Annotated in this window: 10 protein-coding genes; 4 read left to right on the top strand and 6 right to left on the bottom strand. The window is 61.7% G+C overall.

The genetic code is table 11. From position 1 onward, the window contains the following. Positions 1-6: 6 nt before the first annotated feature. Together KCG87_RS17115 and KCG87_RS17110 are read right to left on the bottom strand one after the other, a co-directional pair. The gene (locus KCG87_RS17115; protein ID WP_134787243.1) at positions 7-672 is read right to left on the bottom strand and encodes a DsbA family oxidoreductase; all 666 of its coding nucleotides are present in this window, start codon (positions 670-672) and stop codon (positions 7-9) included. A 178-nt stretch (positions 673-850) separates the two neighbouring features. Beyond that, complete coding sequence (locus tag KCG87_RS17110) at positions 851-1,885, bottom strand: alpha/beta hydrolase (protein WP_210558487.1); 1,035 nt, start codon at positions 1,883-1,885, stop codon at positions 851-853. A 258-nt stretch (positions 1,886-2,143) separates the two neighbouring features. Here KCG87_RS17110 and KCG87_RS17105 point away from each other — a divergent pair, with 258 nt between their 5' ends. Both KCG87_RS17105 and metR read left to right on the top strand, forming a co-directional pair. Then, positions 2,144-7,309: a DUF6543 domain-containing protein gene (locus KCG87_RS17105; protein WP_210558488.1), complete on the top strand. Its 5,166-nt coding sequence runs from the start codon at positions 2,144-2,146 to the stop codon at positions 7,307-7,309. A gap of 118 nt (positions 7,310-7,427) precedes the next feature. Next, a complete protein-coding gene (gene metR / locus KCG87_RS17100) occupies positions 7,428-8,345 on the top strand; it encodes a transcriptional regulator MetR (RefSeq protein ID WP_007968856.1) in 918 nt (305 codons plus the stop codon). 217 nt (positions 8,346-8,562) lie between these two features. Here metR and KCG87_RS17095 read toward each other — a convergent pair whose 3' ends face one another. The 4 genes from KCG87_RS17095 to KCG87_RS17080 all read right to left on the bottom strand — a co-directional run bounded on the left by KCG87_RS17095 (position 8,563) and on the right by KCG87_RS17080 (position 11,588). Then, on the bottom strand, positions 8,563-9,060 hold the full coding sequence (locus tag KCG87_RS17095; protein ID WP_103367367.1) for a GNAT family N-acetyltransferase: 498 nt from the start codon (positions 9,058-9,060) through the stop codon (positions 8,563-8,565). A 2-nt stretch (positions 9,061-9,062) separates the two neighbouring features. Then, a complete protein-coding gene (locus tag KCG87_RS17090) occupies positions 9,063-9,701 on the bottom strand; it encodes a LysE family translocator (RefSeq protein ID WP_096795594.1) in 639 nt (212 codons plus the stop codon). Between the two features lie 23 nt (positions 9,702-9,724). After that, positions 9,725-10,159, bottom strand: coding sequence for an NUDIX domain-containing protein (locus KCG87_RS17085; protein ID WP_098965410.1), 435 nt, complete (start codon positions 10,157-10,159; stop codon positions 9,725-9,727). Positions 10,160-10,226: 67 nt separating this feature from the next. Continuing rightward, complete coding sequence (locus tag KCG87_RS17080; RefSeq protein ID WP_210558490.1) at positions 10,227-11,588, bottom strand: HD domain-containing phosphohydrolase; 1,362 nt, start codon at positions 11,586-11,588, stop codon at positions 10,227-10,229. 241 nt (positions 11,589-11,829) lie between these two features. Here KCG87_RS17080 and KCG87_RS17075 point away from each other — a divergent pair, with 241 nt between their 5' ends. Both KCG87_RS17075 and KCG87_RS17070 read left to right on the top strand, forming a co-directional pair. Further along, entirely contained in the window at positions 11,830-14,094 is a 2,265-nt protein-coding gene (locus tag KCG87_RS17075) for an EAL domain-containing protein (protein WP_210558493.1), read from the top strand. After that, positions 14,091-15,965 (top strand): GGDEF and EAL domain-containing protein, encoded by a 1,875-nt coding sequence (locus tag KCG87_RS17070; RefSeq protein ID WP_210558494.1) that lies wholly within the window; start codon positions 14,091-14,093, stop codon positions 15,963-15,965. Before KCG87_RS17075 ends, KCG87_RS17070 begins: the two co-directional genes overlap by 4 nt. Positions 15,966-16,003: the final 38 nt, after the last annotated feature.

The following is a 16,003-nucleotide window of genomic DNA, read 5'->3' as shown; positions in this document are numbered from 1 at the left end:
GCAAGGTCAGTTGACGGTGCCGCCGCGGGCTTCACTGATGATCTGCCGAATCGCCCCGACAAAGGTGTCCACCGGTTGCCCGCCCGTGACCGCGTACTGACCGTTGAACACCACGGTCGGTACCGAACTTACGCCGCGTTGCAGCCACAGCTGCTCTTCTGCACGCACGTCATCGGCAAACTCGTCAGAAGCCAGAATCGCCTCGGCACGCTGCCGATCCAGACCCACACTTTCGGCAATCTGCGCCAGTTGCGCGTGATCGGACGGATTACCGCCATCAGTGAAATAGGCTTTGAACAGCGCCTGCTTCAACGGCAACTGCCCCCCCTCAAGCCCGGCCCAATGCAACAGACGATGAGCATCAAAGGTGTTGTAGATGCGGCTGTTGCCATCGGTGCGAAAGGCAAATCCGACCTCGGCGCCACGGGCACGAATCGCCTCGCGGTTCTTCTGTGACTGCTCCGGAGTCGAGCCGTATTTTTCGCTGATGTGTTCGGTGATGTTCTGCCCGTCCGGGCCCATCTTCGGGTTCAGTTCGAACGGCTGGAAATGAATCTCGGCCTGCACTTCATCGCGCAGAATCTCCAGCGCCTGCAGCAGGCCATTCAGGCCGACGACGCACCACGGGCAGGAAACGTCGCTGACAAAATCGATTTTCAAAGCGGAACTCATCACATACCTCGCGGGCGGAAATCGTGCGGGAAAGTTTGCACGATACACCTGCCTGCTCTTGCGATGACAGTGATGGCCCCTTCGCGAGCAAGCCCCCTCCCACATTCGGAATACGGTTCCCCTTGTGGGAGCGGGCTTGCTCGCGAAGAGGCCCGAGTCAACACCGCCAAAACCTCAGCTACAGCAGGTTGCCGCTTGCCACCGGCTCAATCTGCGCCCAGTGCGAGGTATCTTCACGGTGCTCTTGCAAATACGGCAACACCGCCGCCAGCAAGGGCGCCTTGAACGCCTCCTGAAAGCGATGAGCCAGCCCCGGAATCAGCTTCAACTGACTGCCACGAATGTGCGCCGCCAGATGCACGCCGTGCATCACCGGCAACAGCGGATCGGCCGTGCCGTGCACCACCAGCGTCGGCACCCGCAGTTGATTGAGCAAGGCCACCCGGCTCGGCTCGGCAAGTATCGCCATGATCTGCCGTTTCACACCTTCAGGGTTGAACGCCCGGTCATAAGCAATCGCCGCCTGATGCAACAACGCTTGCCGGTCATCGGTCACCGCGGGGCTGCCAAGCGCCGCCAGCAGATCGGCCTGCTGTTCCAGCGCCACCTCGCGATTCGGTGCGCCACGCCGCGCCAGCAATTGCACGAGCGCCGCACTGGGCGCCGGCAAACCTTCAGCGCCGGAACTGGTCATGATCAGCGTCAGACTCTCTACCCGCTGCGGTGCCATCGCCGCCAGATGCTGGGCGATCATTCCGCCCATGCTCGCGCCCAGTACGTGAAACTGGTCGATGTGCAGCGCGTCCATCAAGCCCAGCGCATCGTCGGCCATGTCCGTCAGCGAATAGGGCGCCGACACCGGCAAGCCGAGCTTGTAGCGCAGCACTTCAAAGGTCAGGTTGGCGTCGGCCGGGGCCTGACGCCAGGTCGACAGGCCGACATCGCGGTTGTCGTAGCGGATCACCCGAAAGCCTTGCTGACACAGCGCAACCACCACTTCGTCCGGCCAGTGGATCAACTGACCACCCAGGCCCATGACCAGCAACAGCGCCGGATCCGAGGCACGGCCGATGCTCTGGTAGGCAATGCTCACTTGTTGCAGATCGACATGCGCGGTCGGCACATTCACATCGCAACGCGCCGCCGCGAACGCTGACGTACCGAATAAAAACGCGACCAAAACGGCCGCGAGTGAAAAAAATCCCTTGCTCATGAAAAACACCGAAACGCAGAACCCCAGTAGAGCGCGAGTCTGATGAAGTTTGTTCAAGCGCGCTGCCACAGTTGCGTGACAGTTTGATGAAGATTGCCGAGCGGTCATTTGTGCAGGCCGTTGAGCAGGCGGACACACTCTGCAAAACAGACCAGGGCAAAGCGATACCCCAGTACCACACCCGCCTCCGACGTCTGACCTCTAATGGCTTGAAATCCGGCTCAGCCCGGTCTTTCAAGCCATTGGAATCCTTTCATCATGTTCGACCTCCCCACCCCCGCCACGGTTGATTTCGGCCTGCCCCATCCGTTGCCGAAAAATCTCGATCAGAACCTCCACCAGCAGTCCAGCGCGTGTTTGCGCGATTGTCATCGGCAGTGGCGGGCATTGATGGCGCAAGCCGCGCGCGACGATTGGGATCAGCGCGCAACCGGCACGCCGTTTTCGCGTCGGGATCAGGCGCTGCTTATCTATCGCCAGCACTTCGAGGCGAGCTGCCTGAATGCCCATGCACAAGGAACGCTGCAGGCCGCGCCCCTGCAGAGGCTGCTGACAAGCGTTGACCCGCAGACCACACACAGCGACGTTGCCATCCGCCAGCCACGACTCGCACGCCGCGATGACAGCCAGGTCACGTTGCCCGGTGCGCTGCTGATTCGTCTCGACCCGACGCGACATTTACTGTATCTGCCCTCGCACGACCCGGCACTGCAGCTGTTCCGGCAACACGCCGATCTGCAGGACTGGCTGATCAGTCATTGCCGGCAGAGCGGGCAATACTCACGGCTGGAGACGGTGACACTGGTCGAGCCGGTGCTCGGTCAGGATCCGCTGCGCCTCAACCTGCAAATGCTGTTCACGGGTTCAGCGTCGACGAGTGACTTCCACGAGCTGATCGGCGCACCGTCCGAACTTGCGATCGACGCGTTGCCTGCCTCCGATGACGTCGCGCTGTTCGGTCTGCTGAGTCCGGACATTCCCTTCAACCAGCGCAGTCGGGCGCTTGATGTTGAGCAGCGGGCCCTCGAGCGCTTGCTCGGCGAAGCCGCTGCAGCAGAGCTGAACAACCCGCAACGCCAACAACTGGCGCAGCATTTCGACGCACTGAGTGAAGCCCGGCAAGCCAGCCACGCTGCCGCTTCAGCACTGCTTGAGAGTCGCGATCCGCTGAAAATGCTCGAGCTGCGTCATGCCACGAATGTCCATCACCACGCCCTGCTTCAGGCCCGTATCGCAGGGCTGCGCGCCGAGGTCGAACTGCAAAGGGCGCTGGATCATCTGACCGTCGAGGAGCATCGGCGAATCATCGCGATGCTGGACGCACCGGCGCGCCATCTGCCGACAGCGGACGGGGTTATCGCCCGCCTATCGATGGCGGCGGCAGATCAGAACATGACCGCCGTCGAGGAGCTGCATGGCGTACTGATCATAGCGACGACCGCCGCACTGGAGCCTGACTCGAGCGACAGCCTGCTGCTTTACTGGCCGGGCGAGTTCGGCGGGCTGCAACGTTTTACTTCACGTACAGCGCTGGAACAGGACCTGTTCAAACGCTCGCCGAACGACGGCGGGCTGACCCTGTACCTGACGCCGCTCACGGGGGACCCTCTGGCCTGGTCCCTTGATCGACAGCTCTATCAATGCGAACAACAGGCCGCGCAGATCCTGCGGGACAACCCGCTGCCCGGCAGTGCCGACGAACGCCGGGCCGAGATGGAAAAGCTGCGCGAACAACACCTGCCACGCCTGACCGTAGCGGTCGCACAGGCCCGCGAACAGGCATTTGCCGAACGTCAGGCGCAAGACCGCAGCGCAGCGCTGGCCGGCAACCTGCCGGCATGGTTTGAAAAGCTGGAAGAAGCGCCACGTGCACGGATCAAAACGCTGATCAGCCAGTACCTCGGCGCCATGCAACGCGCCCATGCGTTGCTCGAACGGGAATTGCCGCCGCGTCAGGCCTTCGCCGAACAGCGCATCGACGCCCGCTTGCGCGCAGACTTCGCGCTCAAACAAAGCGTGAGCGTGAGCCTCGATCTGCCCGACTCGACTTTCTGGCAAAAGACCGTGATGGAAGGCGCCGCGCCTGGCACACCGCAACGCAATATTCTGACCGCGAGCGACCAGCGCGGCGACCTCACCCTTGAACAACTGGCACAGGAAAACATCGATCAGGACATGGAGTGGCGCCTGTCCTTCATGCGGGTCAGGATCAGCGCCGAGATCGCCACTGATCGACAGCGCCTCGAAGCCGGGATCACCCCGGTCTATTTGCGCAAACTGGTAACGGAGCTGGATCTGCCCGGACGTTACGAAGAACTGATTCGCCAGGCATTTTTCGGCGCGCCGGGAGAACCGGCGTTTCAGCAGGCCTGGCGCCGTGAATGCCTGAGCGAACCGTGGCGGCTGATGCTCCGGTTGCAAGGTGAGTTCGCGCTGCTGCAACGGCACATCGACAGTGCCGGCCATGCCGTGCTGAAAGTCGCTATCGAGGCGAATACACCTCAGGCGTATGCCGTTAATGGACAACGCATCGCGCTGCTGCCGGTGCACCTGACGGTCGGTGGAGAGGACACCGCGCATCAGGGGCCGAGCACGCTCGCGGGTGTCACGTTCATTGTCGAGCAAACCAGTGGCCTGACCCTGCTCTACTTGCCCGACAGCACCGACGCCATCTTCCTGCGTCAGTACGACACACTGGAACAGGCGCGGGTGGATCTGTTCAAGCGTTGTGTGGACAGCAAAATGGTCAGCTACCTGGCCGGACGCGCGGTGAGCGGCGAGTTTGCCAGCCATGTCAGCCGGATCAACCAGGCACAGCTGCGCAATTTCGATGCGCTGATCGGCGTCGGGATGGCCTGGCCGGCGACCACATCGCTGGCCACTCATTTACTGAACGTGCACATGGGCCGGTTGCTGGAGGCCCATCGCAGCAGTTCACGTTCCAACGATGCGTTGTATCTCGAACGCTGTGCACTGAAGTCCGGGGCGTTGTTCAACTATCTGAAAATGGCCATCGGCATGTTGCCGTTCGTGGGCACGGCGGTGGCCCTATATGACGCCTGGAACAGCGCCAATCTGGCGGTCGCGGCGTTCTTGCGCGGCGAGCTCGGACATGGTCTGGCGGAGGTGGAAGCGGTGCTGCTGTCGCTGATCGACGCGGCAATGGATGTGCTTCCCGGAACCGTTTCGGCACCCGCAGCCGCTCGTCTGGCCAGCCGCCAGCGGCAACGCGCGGCATTGGGCAGATCCGCCGCGATACCAACATCCTGGCAATATGCCAGGCAGTCGATCGAGCGCTTCACGGGATACGAGTACGAATTCGACATCTCCCTCGCCGGCCTGCACCCGGCCACCCACGGTGTCTATCGCAACGTCTACCGCCACGCCGATGGTGACTTCATCATTCGTCAGGGCCGCATCTATCGGGTTCAGCTCAGCGACGCGCCACGTGGCTGGAGGCTTTACGGCTCACGGCTGCGCAGCTACAAACAACCGATCGCCCTCGACGAATACGGCCAGTGGAACACCCATTACGCGGTGTACGGCACCGTTATGGACGGCGGCGGTGCTGGCGGCGGCGCCGTGCTTGGACATCTGGCCGACGGTATGGACCCGCTCTGGCCCGCGCCAATTCGCCAGTGGTTACCGCGCTGGTGGACCGATCGGCAACTGCGCAGGCAATTGACCCTGACCAACACCGCCGACGCCTATACCCGGCGCCTTGATACCCAGACACGCGCTTCCAACCAGTTGCTGGAGAACTACCAGAAACTCGACGTTGCCCAGCGCAAGCCACTACACACAGCAGTCGACGCAGCATGCCTGAATGACATCGACCTCGCGATCGCCCAATACGACAACCTTGCCGAACTGTTGCCCTTGAGCCATGGCCGCAAGCGTCTGCAGATCGAAGACATCCGCAGCCGCTGTGCCTGGATCGTGGTCGACCGCGCCGTGCAGCGCGTCACCGTCGCCCGCGACCGCTTGCTGGAACACCTGAACCGGATCGACGCACTGGTCGCCGAATCCGATGCCACCCCTTTCGGCAATACAGCGGCCCATATAAAACTCATGGCCCGACGCAAGCAGGTACGCAAGGATTTCCTCAAGGAGTTCGATCAACTGCACGCAATCACCGAGCAGGCCAACCTGTGGAACAACCGCATCAGCAATCGCGCGCAGAAAACCCAGATGGCGAAAGACATGACCGCGCTCAACCGCAACCTGGGCGACAACACGCACCACTACCTGAGAACTGCACATCTGCTGGAAATCATTACTCGCTACGATGCGGTCAGCGACCTGTCCTGGGTGTATTTTCATACCCAGCTCAAAGACGCCCGGGTCAAGGTCGGGCGCGCACTGCTGACCCAGCATCACCTGCCAGAAGTCAGCGCCAGCCTGGTCGAGCGCAAACAGGTGATCGAGGATTGCCTGCAGATCTATGCCGGTTTCCGTCGTCAGCTCAACGCCTGGACGCTGGGTTATGCGCAGCATCTGGATCTGGAACAGGTCGAGCCATTCCTCGATGGCCTGACCAAGGTCGAAGCACACGCGCGGCACTCGATCAAACAGCGCCCGCCGATCAAACCGCGAGAGCCGGGCGGCAGGCAACTGTTCCAAACCGAGGACAACCAGTTGCTGATCGGTACCGAAAGCATTGACCCCGGCACCCGGGAAAAACGCTTTACCGTCGAAGGCATCGACGGTTTCCGCGAAACCTGGCTGCCGCGCTCCAGCGGCAAATATCATCTGCAAGCCCGCCCCGCACCTGCCACAACACCGCTGCCGACCGATGTTCAACCATTGCTCGCGGAAGCGCGAAAACGTCTGGAGGCGGTTGCGGCCTACAGCGCCAAGGTGCAGGGCTACACCCGTCAGGACATGTTGCCGGTGGATCTGGAACACATGTTCAGCAGCGAAGCGACCGAGCTGAGCATCCGCGCCCAGGCCATCGAACGGTTATCGCCGACCGAACCACTGGTGGTGCAATTGCACGCCAAGGCCAGTGAGCTGCGACGTACCGGTCGTACCCTGCGCATTGATCAGTCACTGCGCAGCAAGACACCCACCGAAGGCTATCTGGACTATTTGCTGCAACAGCAAGTGGTGGATATCCGCCGCGAAGGTTCATTGCGGGCACTGGGCAAACGCGCTGACGGACGCAAGGATTTCCTTCAGGAATACCAAGTGCGCGACCTCACCAGCACCCCACCGCGCACGCTGTGGTTCGCCCACTTTCACTACACCTCGGACAAGGTGCCGTTCGCCGACTTCGTCAAAGCCCACCTGAAATTGCCGGAACAACGCAATCTCGGCATGCAATGGCAGCAGGCCCAGGCCGCCGGCGGTGCGCAGGTCGAAGCGATCTGGCGTGGCGATATCGGCAAACCGCTGGGCATTCGGCATTTCGCAGATCTCTAAGGCAAAAAACAGCGGGGCACTGACTGTGCCCCGCTGCTTGAGCGGTCGACAGCGCCGTCAACATGAGACAAACTCACCGCTTTCGTCATGATCACAAATTTTCTTCATGGGGCCAGCAGTGCTTGAAATCCGTCATCTGAAAACCCTGCACGCCCTGCGCGAGGCTGACAGCCTGGTCGATGCCGCCGACCGTCTGCACCTGACCCAATCGGCGCTGTCGCACCAGTTCAAGGAACTGGAGGAACGCCTGGGCATGCCGTTGTTCGTGCGCAAGACCAAACCGGTGCGTTTCACCAGCGCCGGCTTGCGCCTGCTGCAACTGGCTGACGCGACCCTGCCGCTGCTACGCGCCGCCGAACGCGACATCAGTCGTCTGGCCGGGGGTACCGCCGGGCGTTTGCACATGGCGATCGAATGCCACAGCTGTTTCCAGTGGCTGATGCCGACCATCGACCAATTCCGCGACGCCTGGCCGGAAGTCGAACTCGACCTCGCCTCGGGCTTCGCCTTCGCCCCGCTGCCGGCGCTGGCCCGCGGCGATCTGGATCTGGTGGTGACCTCCGATCCGCTGGACATCGCCGGCATCACTTACGTGCCGCTGTTCACTTACGAAGCGATGCTCGCGGTGGCCAACCAGCACCCGCTGGCGAGCAAACCGTACATCGTTCCCGAAGACCTGCTGACTGAAACGCTGATCACCTATCCGGTGGAGCGCGATCGGCTGGACATCTTCACCCGCTTCCTCGAACCGGCCGACATCGAACCGGCGCAAGTGCGCACCTCGGAGCTGTCGGTGATGATGATGCAACTGGTCGCCAGCGGCCGTGGCGTCTGCGGCATGCCGCACTGGGCGCTGCACGAATACAGCTCACGCGGCTACGTAAAGGCCAAGCGCCTGGGTGAGAAAGGTCTGTTTGCCACGCTGTACGCGGCGATTCGTGCGGACATGCTCGATGCGCCTTACATGCGCGATTTCCTGCTGACCGCCAAGGACACCTCGTTCTCGACGCTGGATGGGGTCAGCGCGGTTCGCTGACACCAAGGTGCCTCATGACTGACGGTAAACCGAGAACATTTGCGAGACAAAAAGATTCATTGTGGTGAGGGGATTTATCCCCGATGGGCTGCGCAGCAGCCCTGAGACCTGTGCACTCGGTGTTTCAGATAGCCCGCGTTTGTAGGATTTGGGGCTGCTTCGCCGCCCATCGGGGATAAATCCCCTCGCCACAAAAACCTCTCACTTAGGGGGACGATCAGAGTTGTCGCCACATGTGAATCTTGTCGAAGTAGTCTTCGCCGACCCGCACCGCCAGCGGCTCAAGGCCGAACTGGATGAAGCCGCAGCGTTGGTACAGGGAGAACGCGGCGGCGTTGCCGGCGGTGACGGTCAGTTGGATGAGTTTCAGTGCAGGATGGGTGTGTGCTTCGGCGATGGCGGCCTGCACCAATGCATGGCCCAGGCCGTGCTGGCGAAAATCGGCTGAGACGTACATGCCGAACAGGGTCGACTTATGGCGGGCCTTTTCTCGCGGCTCGAATGCCAGGCCGACGATGCCGGCCAGTGTGCCTTCCTCGAACGCACCGAGCACCACGTCGAGCTTGCTGGTCAGCCGCGCTTCCCACCAGCTCAGCGGCATCACCGCGCGCTCGCGCACGCTGGAGGTGAAGGCCTGCGGATGGCGGTCGTAGGCTTCGAGCATCAGCTCGCGATAAGCCAGGGCATGACTGGCGTCGAGGCGTTCGATCCACATGTTCAGGCCGTCCTGCGTTGTTCAAGCATCAGACGCACCGCCAGACCGGCGAGTACAAATCCCATGAAGTAACGCTGCAGCGCCAGCCATGTCGGATTGCGCACGAACCACGACGCAATGCCCGCCGCGAACAGCGCGATCAGCAGATTGACGCTGAAACTGACGCTGATCTGGGTCAGGCCAAGAATGATGCTCTGGGTAAATACCGAACCGTGTTCAGGGCTGATGAATTGCGGAAACACCGAGAGGTAAAACACGGCGATTTTCGGGTTCAGGGCGCTGGTAAGAAAGCCCATGGTGATCAGTTTGCGCGACGAATCCGCCGGGAGTTGCTGCGCTTCGAACGGCGAGCGCGCACCGGGTCTGACCGCTTGCCAGGCCAGCCACAGCAGATACAGCGCACCGGCCCACTTCAGCACTTCATAAGCCAGCGGCACCGCCAGAAACACCGCGGTCAAACCGGCGGCCGCGGCAAACATATGCACGAAAAATCCCGCGACCACACCGAGCAACGAGGTGACTCCGGCCTTGCGTCCCTGACAGATCGAACGCGAGATCAGGTAGATCATGTTCGGCCCCGGCGTCAGTACCATCAACAGCGCGGCGGCGGCGAAGATCAGCAGGTCTTGAAGCGGGATCATGGCAATGTCCTTTGCGTGAATGATCAGGCGAGCGCCGTCAGTGAGCTGCGATAAAACGGCAGGATCAGGTCGCGTGTCAATGGCGCCAGAACCACAGCAGGATCAGTGGCGGGATCAATCCAGAGCACTTCCTCGATTTCGGCCGCGGGCTTCACATCGGCGTCGATGGTCAACTGAAAAATCTCCGCTTGCACGACGAATCCAGGCTCGTTGGCTGCCGGCGCCGAGAACTGGCCAAGGAAGCAGGCCTGCGCCGGGTCGATCCGCAGGCCCAGCTCTTCTTCCAGCTCGCGGGCCAGTGCGTGCACCGGCAACTCATGGGCTTCGATCTTGCCGCCCGGTTGCATGAACGCCGTGGTGCCGCGCTTGCGCACCAGCAGGGTCTGGCCTTCGGCGTTGAGCAACAGCGCCGCGGCGATACGGATGAGGTTTGGAGCGACAACGGATGCAGAGGTCATGGGTCAGCCACCGGCCTGGAAAAACCGCAAGGATCCCATGCCCGGCCTGATTCAGTCACCTCACAGGTCACTCCCCCTGAGCCTTGAGCGCGGTTTCATCCTCCTCGGGCAGCTTGACGAATATCTTGTATTTGCCGCCCTCCATGGCTTCGAAGGCAATCAGCTTTTCTACCAGCAGCGCGCTGAGCACCTTGCCGGCGTTGAGCAGCAGCATGCCGTTATCGGCATTCAGATTACGCGCCAGAATCATCCCTGCCGCCAGGTCGCGGGTGGTCAGCACCTTGACCGACGGGTCGGCGAGGGTGACGTCGCCCAGAAATGCCGCGCACACCTGAATGAAATCCTCGACCAGCTCGGGATCATACAAACGCCCGGCGTACTGCCGCAGATAGAGCAACGCTTCGTCGCTGTTCAAATGCCGTTCGAGGATCAGGCCGCGTTGCAACTCGACGAAATCCACTGCCAGTTTCAGCAACCGCGACCCCAACGGAATCGCCTCGCCCTTGAGCCGGTCAGGAAAACCGCTGCCGTCCCAGCGCTCCTGGTGATGCAGGATCAGGCGCGCCGCGTCCTTCATCGGGTCAAGCGTCATCAACAGCGATTCGCTCTGCTTCGGATAGCTGCGATAACGCTCGCGATCGGTATGGCGCAGCAAGTCCGAAGGCGTGGTCATCATGCCGTCGGTCCAGCTCAGTTTGCCGATGTTATACAGCGCGGCGGCCATGGTCAGATCGCGGCTTGAGGCCTCGTCCAGACCGTGCTGTTTGCAGTAGCTGCGCACCAGTTCGATGATCTGCCGATTGGTCTGCTTCGCAGGTGGCAGACGCAGATTGGCCAGCAGCGAGAACACTTCGGTGCCGGTGACATAGCTGTGTTTGAGTTCTTCGTAGGCCAGGTCAAGCATGTCGGCGGTCTGCTGCAGTTCGGCAGTGCGCGCCGCGACGTGCTTTTCCAGGGTGCTGTTGAGCAGCTTGAGCTGGTCGTTCTGCACCTGGGTCAAGCGCTCCAGACGTAGGCGCTCCTGCTCGGAATGCTGATGTTCGAGGGCTTGGCGCAGGATCAGCAGCAACTCCTCGTCATTCCACGGTTTGCTGATGTAGCGGTGAATCTGCCCGTCGTTGATCGCCTTGATGATTGCCGACGGGTCGGCATAACCGGTGAGCATGATGCGCACGGTTGCCGGATAGCGTTGACGGACATGCGCCAGTAACGAGGCGCCATCCATGTTCGGCATGCGCGCATCGCTCATCACCAGGTCCACTGGCTGTTGCTCCAGCATCTCCAGCGCCTGGGCACCGCTGGTCGCCAACAGGACGTCATAGGGTTGTCCCCGCAGCAGACGACGCAGGCTGTTGAGGATCGATTCCTCGTCATCGACCAGCAACACCTTGGGTCGATGTACCGGCAAAGGGGCGGATTGCTCTTCCATGGCTTGGCCTCAAGAAACAGGGTTGACGACACATCGACCGACCGCCTCACTGGCCCGCGCCTGAGTCCAAGGCTAGATGATTTTTGACTGCATTCACGCAAATCTTCGCTCACAGGCCACGGCGTCGCGCCGGGACGACTATGCTGAACACGGCGCAATACTCCATCGGTCGAACCGACAAGTTGCGAGGGAAAAGGATGCCCCGGATGACACCCGCCAGCGGCCTCATGGGCGGCGCGGCATGAACCAGCCAACAGCGCAGATCAATCGCCGAGTGCTCATCGTCGACGACAGCCCGTCGATCCATGGCGATTTCGCCAAGATTCTCTGCCCGCTCGTCCCCGCTGATGACGGCCTGGGCGAAACCGAGAATCTGTTGTTTGGCACCCCATCCGCCACACCGTCCCAGCATTTCGAGCTGGACTCGGCCTTTCAGGGCCGCGAAGCGCTGGAAAAACTCGAAGCCGCGCTGGCTGAAAACCGCCCCTACGCCATGGCGTTCATCGACATGCGCATGCCGCCAGGCTGGGATGGCCTGGAGACCATCGAACGGCTGTGGCAAGTCGACCCCAAGCTGCAAGTCGCGCTGTGCACGGCGTATTCCGACTATTCCTGGGAAGACATCGACCAGCGTCTGGCACTCAATGACCGCTTGCTGATTCTGAAAAAGCCGTTCGACGCGATCGAGATCCGGCAGATGGCCAGCGCGCTCACGGTCAAATGGCAGATGACCGAAGACGCCGAGCTGAAAATGAACCAGCTGGAACAGGCGGTTCAGGCGCGCACCCGCGAGCTGTCCGACGCCAACATGATTGTGCAGAACAGCCCGACCATCCTGTACCGGCTGCGCGGCGATCCGTCGTTTGCCCTGATGTACATCTCCCACAACATCACCCGTTACGGCCATGTCGCCGCCGACCTGCTGCGCTCGCCCAACTGGGCGCAGGAACTGATTCACCCGGACGATCAGGCCAGCGTCGATGCCGCCATGGCGCGGGTGCTGGATCGGCATGCGTCGGGCGCGTCGATCGAATTTCGCCTGAGAACCGGCCAGGGCACCTGGCGCTGGGTGGAAAACCGCTACATCCCGGTGCGCAATGATGACGGCCGTCTGCTGGAAGTCGAAGGCATCATCCTCGACATCACCGAGCGCCGCGTGGCCGAGGAAAAACTGGCGTTGCTGGCGCGCTCCGACGGCCTCACAGGCCTGGCCAATCGCGCCACGCTGATCGAACGCCTGCATCAGGCCTTCGCCGCCGCTCGTCGGGGGGCCGCGCCGTTTGCGGTGTTTTATCTGGATCTTGACCACTTCAAACGGATCAACGACACCTTGGGCCACCCGGTGGGCGATCTGCTGCTGCAGGAAGTCGCCCGCCGCATCAAATCAGGCGTGCGCGAAAGCGACGTGGTGGCGCGCCTGGGCGGCGATGAATTCGCGATCCTGCAACTGGACGTCAGCGATCCGACCCAATCAGCCGCCATGGCGGCCAATATCCGCGACACGCTGCTGGCGCCCTACAACCTGGCCGGCAATGCGTTGCACATTTCGGTGAGCATCGGCATCAGCAGTTACAGCGAGCTCAGTCTCGACGCCGACAGCCTGCTGGGCCAGGCCGACATGGCGCTGTACCGCGCCAAGGAAATGGGGCGCAACCAGTATCACTTCCACTCCGAGGACATCTCGCGGGAAGTGGCCGAACGCATGACCCTCGTCGACGAATTGACCAGCGCCCTTCAGGGCAATCAACTGTTGCTGCATTACGCACCGGAGATTGACCTGCACAGCGGCAGGATTCTGGGCATGGAGGCGCAAATCCTCTGGCAACATCCGCGCCTCGGCCTGCTGCCGGCCTCCGCTTTCGTACCGATAGCGGAGAAAACCGGCGCGATCATTCCGCTCGGACGCTGGGTACTGAATCACGCCTGCCACCAGATGCACCTGTGGCGAAATGACGGGGTCGCCCCGCCGGTGATGGCGATCAAGATTTCCCTGGCACAGCTCAAAAGTGGCCCCGAACTGATCTACGACGTTCTGCGCACCACCGCACGCTGGGAACTCGCCCCCTGGGACCTGCGATTCGATGTCACCGAAGCCACGCTGGCCCAGACCAAGTGGACCCACAACGATGCATTGCCGCGCCTGCGTGAGCTGGGCGTGGCGATTGCCATCGATGATTTCGGCACCGAATATTCCTCGTTCGATTACCTGAAAACCTACCGGGTCAATCACCTCAAACTGGCCCAGAGCTTTATCGCCAGTGCGTCCCAGGATGTGGCCGGAGCCAACGCCCTGCGAGCGATCGTCAATTTCGCCCGGGATCTGGACATCGGCATCATCGCCGAAGGCCAGACACCCCTGAATCGACCTGATGTTCCCCGTGCCGAAGCACCGCTGCCCAGCGCACAGGGGTTGTATTTCAGCGAAGCGGTCAGCGCCGAACAGGCGGGCCGGCTGCTCCGGGACGTGCCCCGCGCGGCGCCCTCCCCCAAGGAGGATGAGGCATGAAAACGGCCTTCCCCCAGACCAACCGGCGCATCCTGATCATCGATGACACGCCAGCGATTCATGAAGACTTTCGCAAGATTCTGGCCCCGCAGGCGCAGGACGACGTCGACTTGCATCAGTTGGAGCAGACGCTGTTCGGTACCCGCCAATCGCCGCACCTGACCTTCCAGCTCGACTCCGCCTATCAGGGCCAGGATGCCCTGGCCCTGGTCAAACACGCGCTGGCCAGCGGTAACCCGTATGCTCTGGCGTTCATCGACATGCGCATGCCACCGGGCTGGGATGGCCTGGAAACCATCGAGCAGCTATGGCGTGTCGATCCAAATCTGCAGGTTGCCCTGTGCACTGCGTACAGCGACTACAGCTGGGAAGCGATGGCCGAACGGCTGGAATTCGGCGACCAGTTGCTGATCCTGAAAAAGCCGTTCGACAGTCTGGAAATCCGTCAGATGGCCAACGCCCTGACCTGGAAATGGCAACTGGCGCAGGACGCGGCGCTGAAGATGCTCAGCCTTGAGCAGACCATCGAGGCGCGGGTTCACGAATTGCTCAAGGTCTCGCATCTGTTGCAATACGACAGCCTCACGGAGCTGCCCAACAGCACCCTGCTGGGTGATCGCCTGAGCCAGGCCATGGCTGCCTGCCGGCGCCATGACAAGCAACTGGTGGTGATGTTTCTCGGTCTGGATCGCTTCAAGCGCATCAACAATGCGCTGGGCCATCCGGCGGGCGATGAAATGCTCAAACGCACCGCCCGCCAACTGCTGTCATGCGTGCGTGATTCCGACTCGGTGTTTCGCTATGGCTCGGACGAGTTCGTGGTGATCCTCGGCGACATCAACCATCCCCAGCAAACCCACGGCGTCGCGGAAAAACTGCTGGCCGCCATTCGCCTGCCGCAGACGATAGCCGGGCATGACGTCAGCGTCACCGCCAGCGTCGGCATCAGCGTCTACCCCGATGACGGCCTCGAAGCCACCGAGCTGATCAAGAAAGCCGAGACGGCGATGCGCAACGTCAAGGAACACGGCCCTGACAGCGTTGGCTTCTTCATCGAAGCCATGAACCAGCACGCCCGCGAGCAGCACAGCATCGAGTCGGGCATTCGCCGCGCTCTGCACGAGCACGAGTTTGTCCTGCACTATCAGCCGAAAATCGACCTGCGCAGCGGCACCGTGGTCGGCGCCGAAGCGCTGATACGCTGGCAGAAACCGGGACACGGCTGGATCTACCCGGCGGAGTTCATTCCGGTGGCCGAAGACAGTGGACTGATCGTGCCCTTGAGCAAATGGGTACTGGGCGAAGCCTGTCGCCAGACCCGTGCCTGGCAAACAGCCGGTCTGCCGCCGATCCGCATGTCGGTGAACATGTCACCCATCGATTTTCGCCAGCGTGACTTCGTTGCGGGCGTCGAACGCGTGCTTGAGCAGACAGGCCTGGCCCCTGACTGGCTGGAGATCGAGATCACCGAAGGTGTGCTGATGCAGAACGTCGAAACAACGATGGTAGCGCTCAATCGTTTGAAGGCGCTGGGCACCCGCCTGGCCATCGATGACTTCGGCACCGGCTATTCCAGCCTGAGTTACCTGCGCCGGTTTCCGATTGATGTGCTGAAGATCGACCAGTCGTTCATTCGCGGCCTGTGCAATGACAGCAATGATGCCGCACTGGTCAGCGCCATCATCAGCCTGGGCAGGAGTCTGGGGCTCAACGTCATCGCCGAAGGCATCGAAACCGCCGAGCAACTGGCGTTCCTCAAGGCCCACGACTGCGAAGAAGGTCAGGGCTACTTTTTCAGCAAGGCATTGCCGGCTGACGACTTTGCGCACTGGCTGGCCAGCGCAGCCCCGCCACCGTGGACGGCGCGATGAACGCCTCGATACCGGCCTTGAGTCAAGGAGACGATTGC

The sequence above is a fragment of the Pseudomonas sp. MWU347 genome, assembly GCF_017947305.1.
Lineage (GTDB): Bacteria > Pseudomonadota > Gammaproteobacteria > Pseudomonadales > Pseudomonadaceae > Aquipseudomonas > Aquipseudomonas putida_A.
The sequence above is the reverse complement of the archived record's forward strand: the minus strand, read 5'-3'. Positions and strand labels throughout refer to the sequence as shown.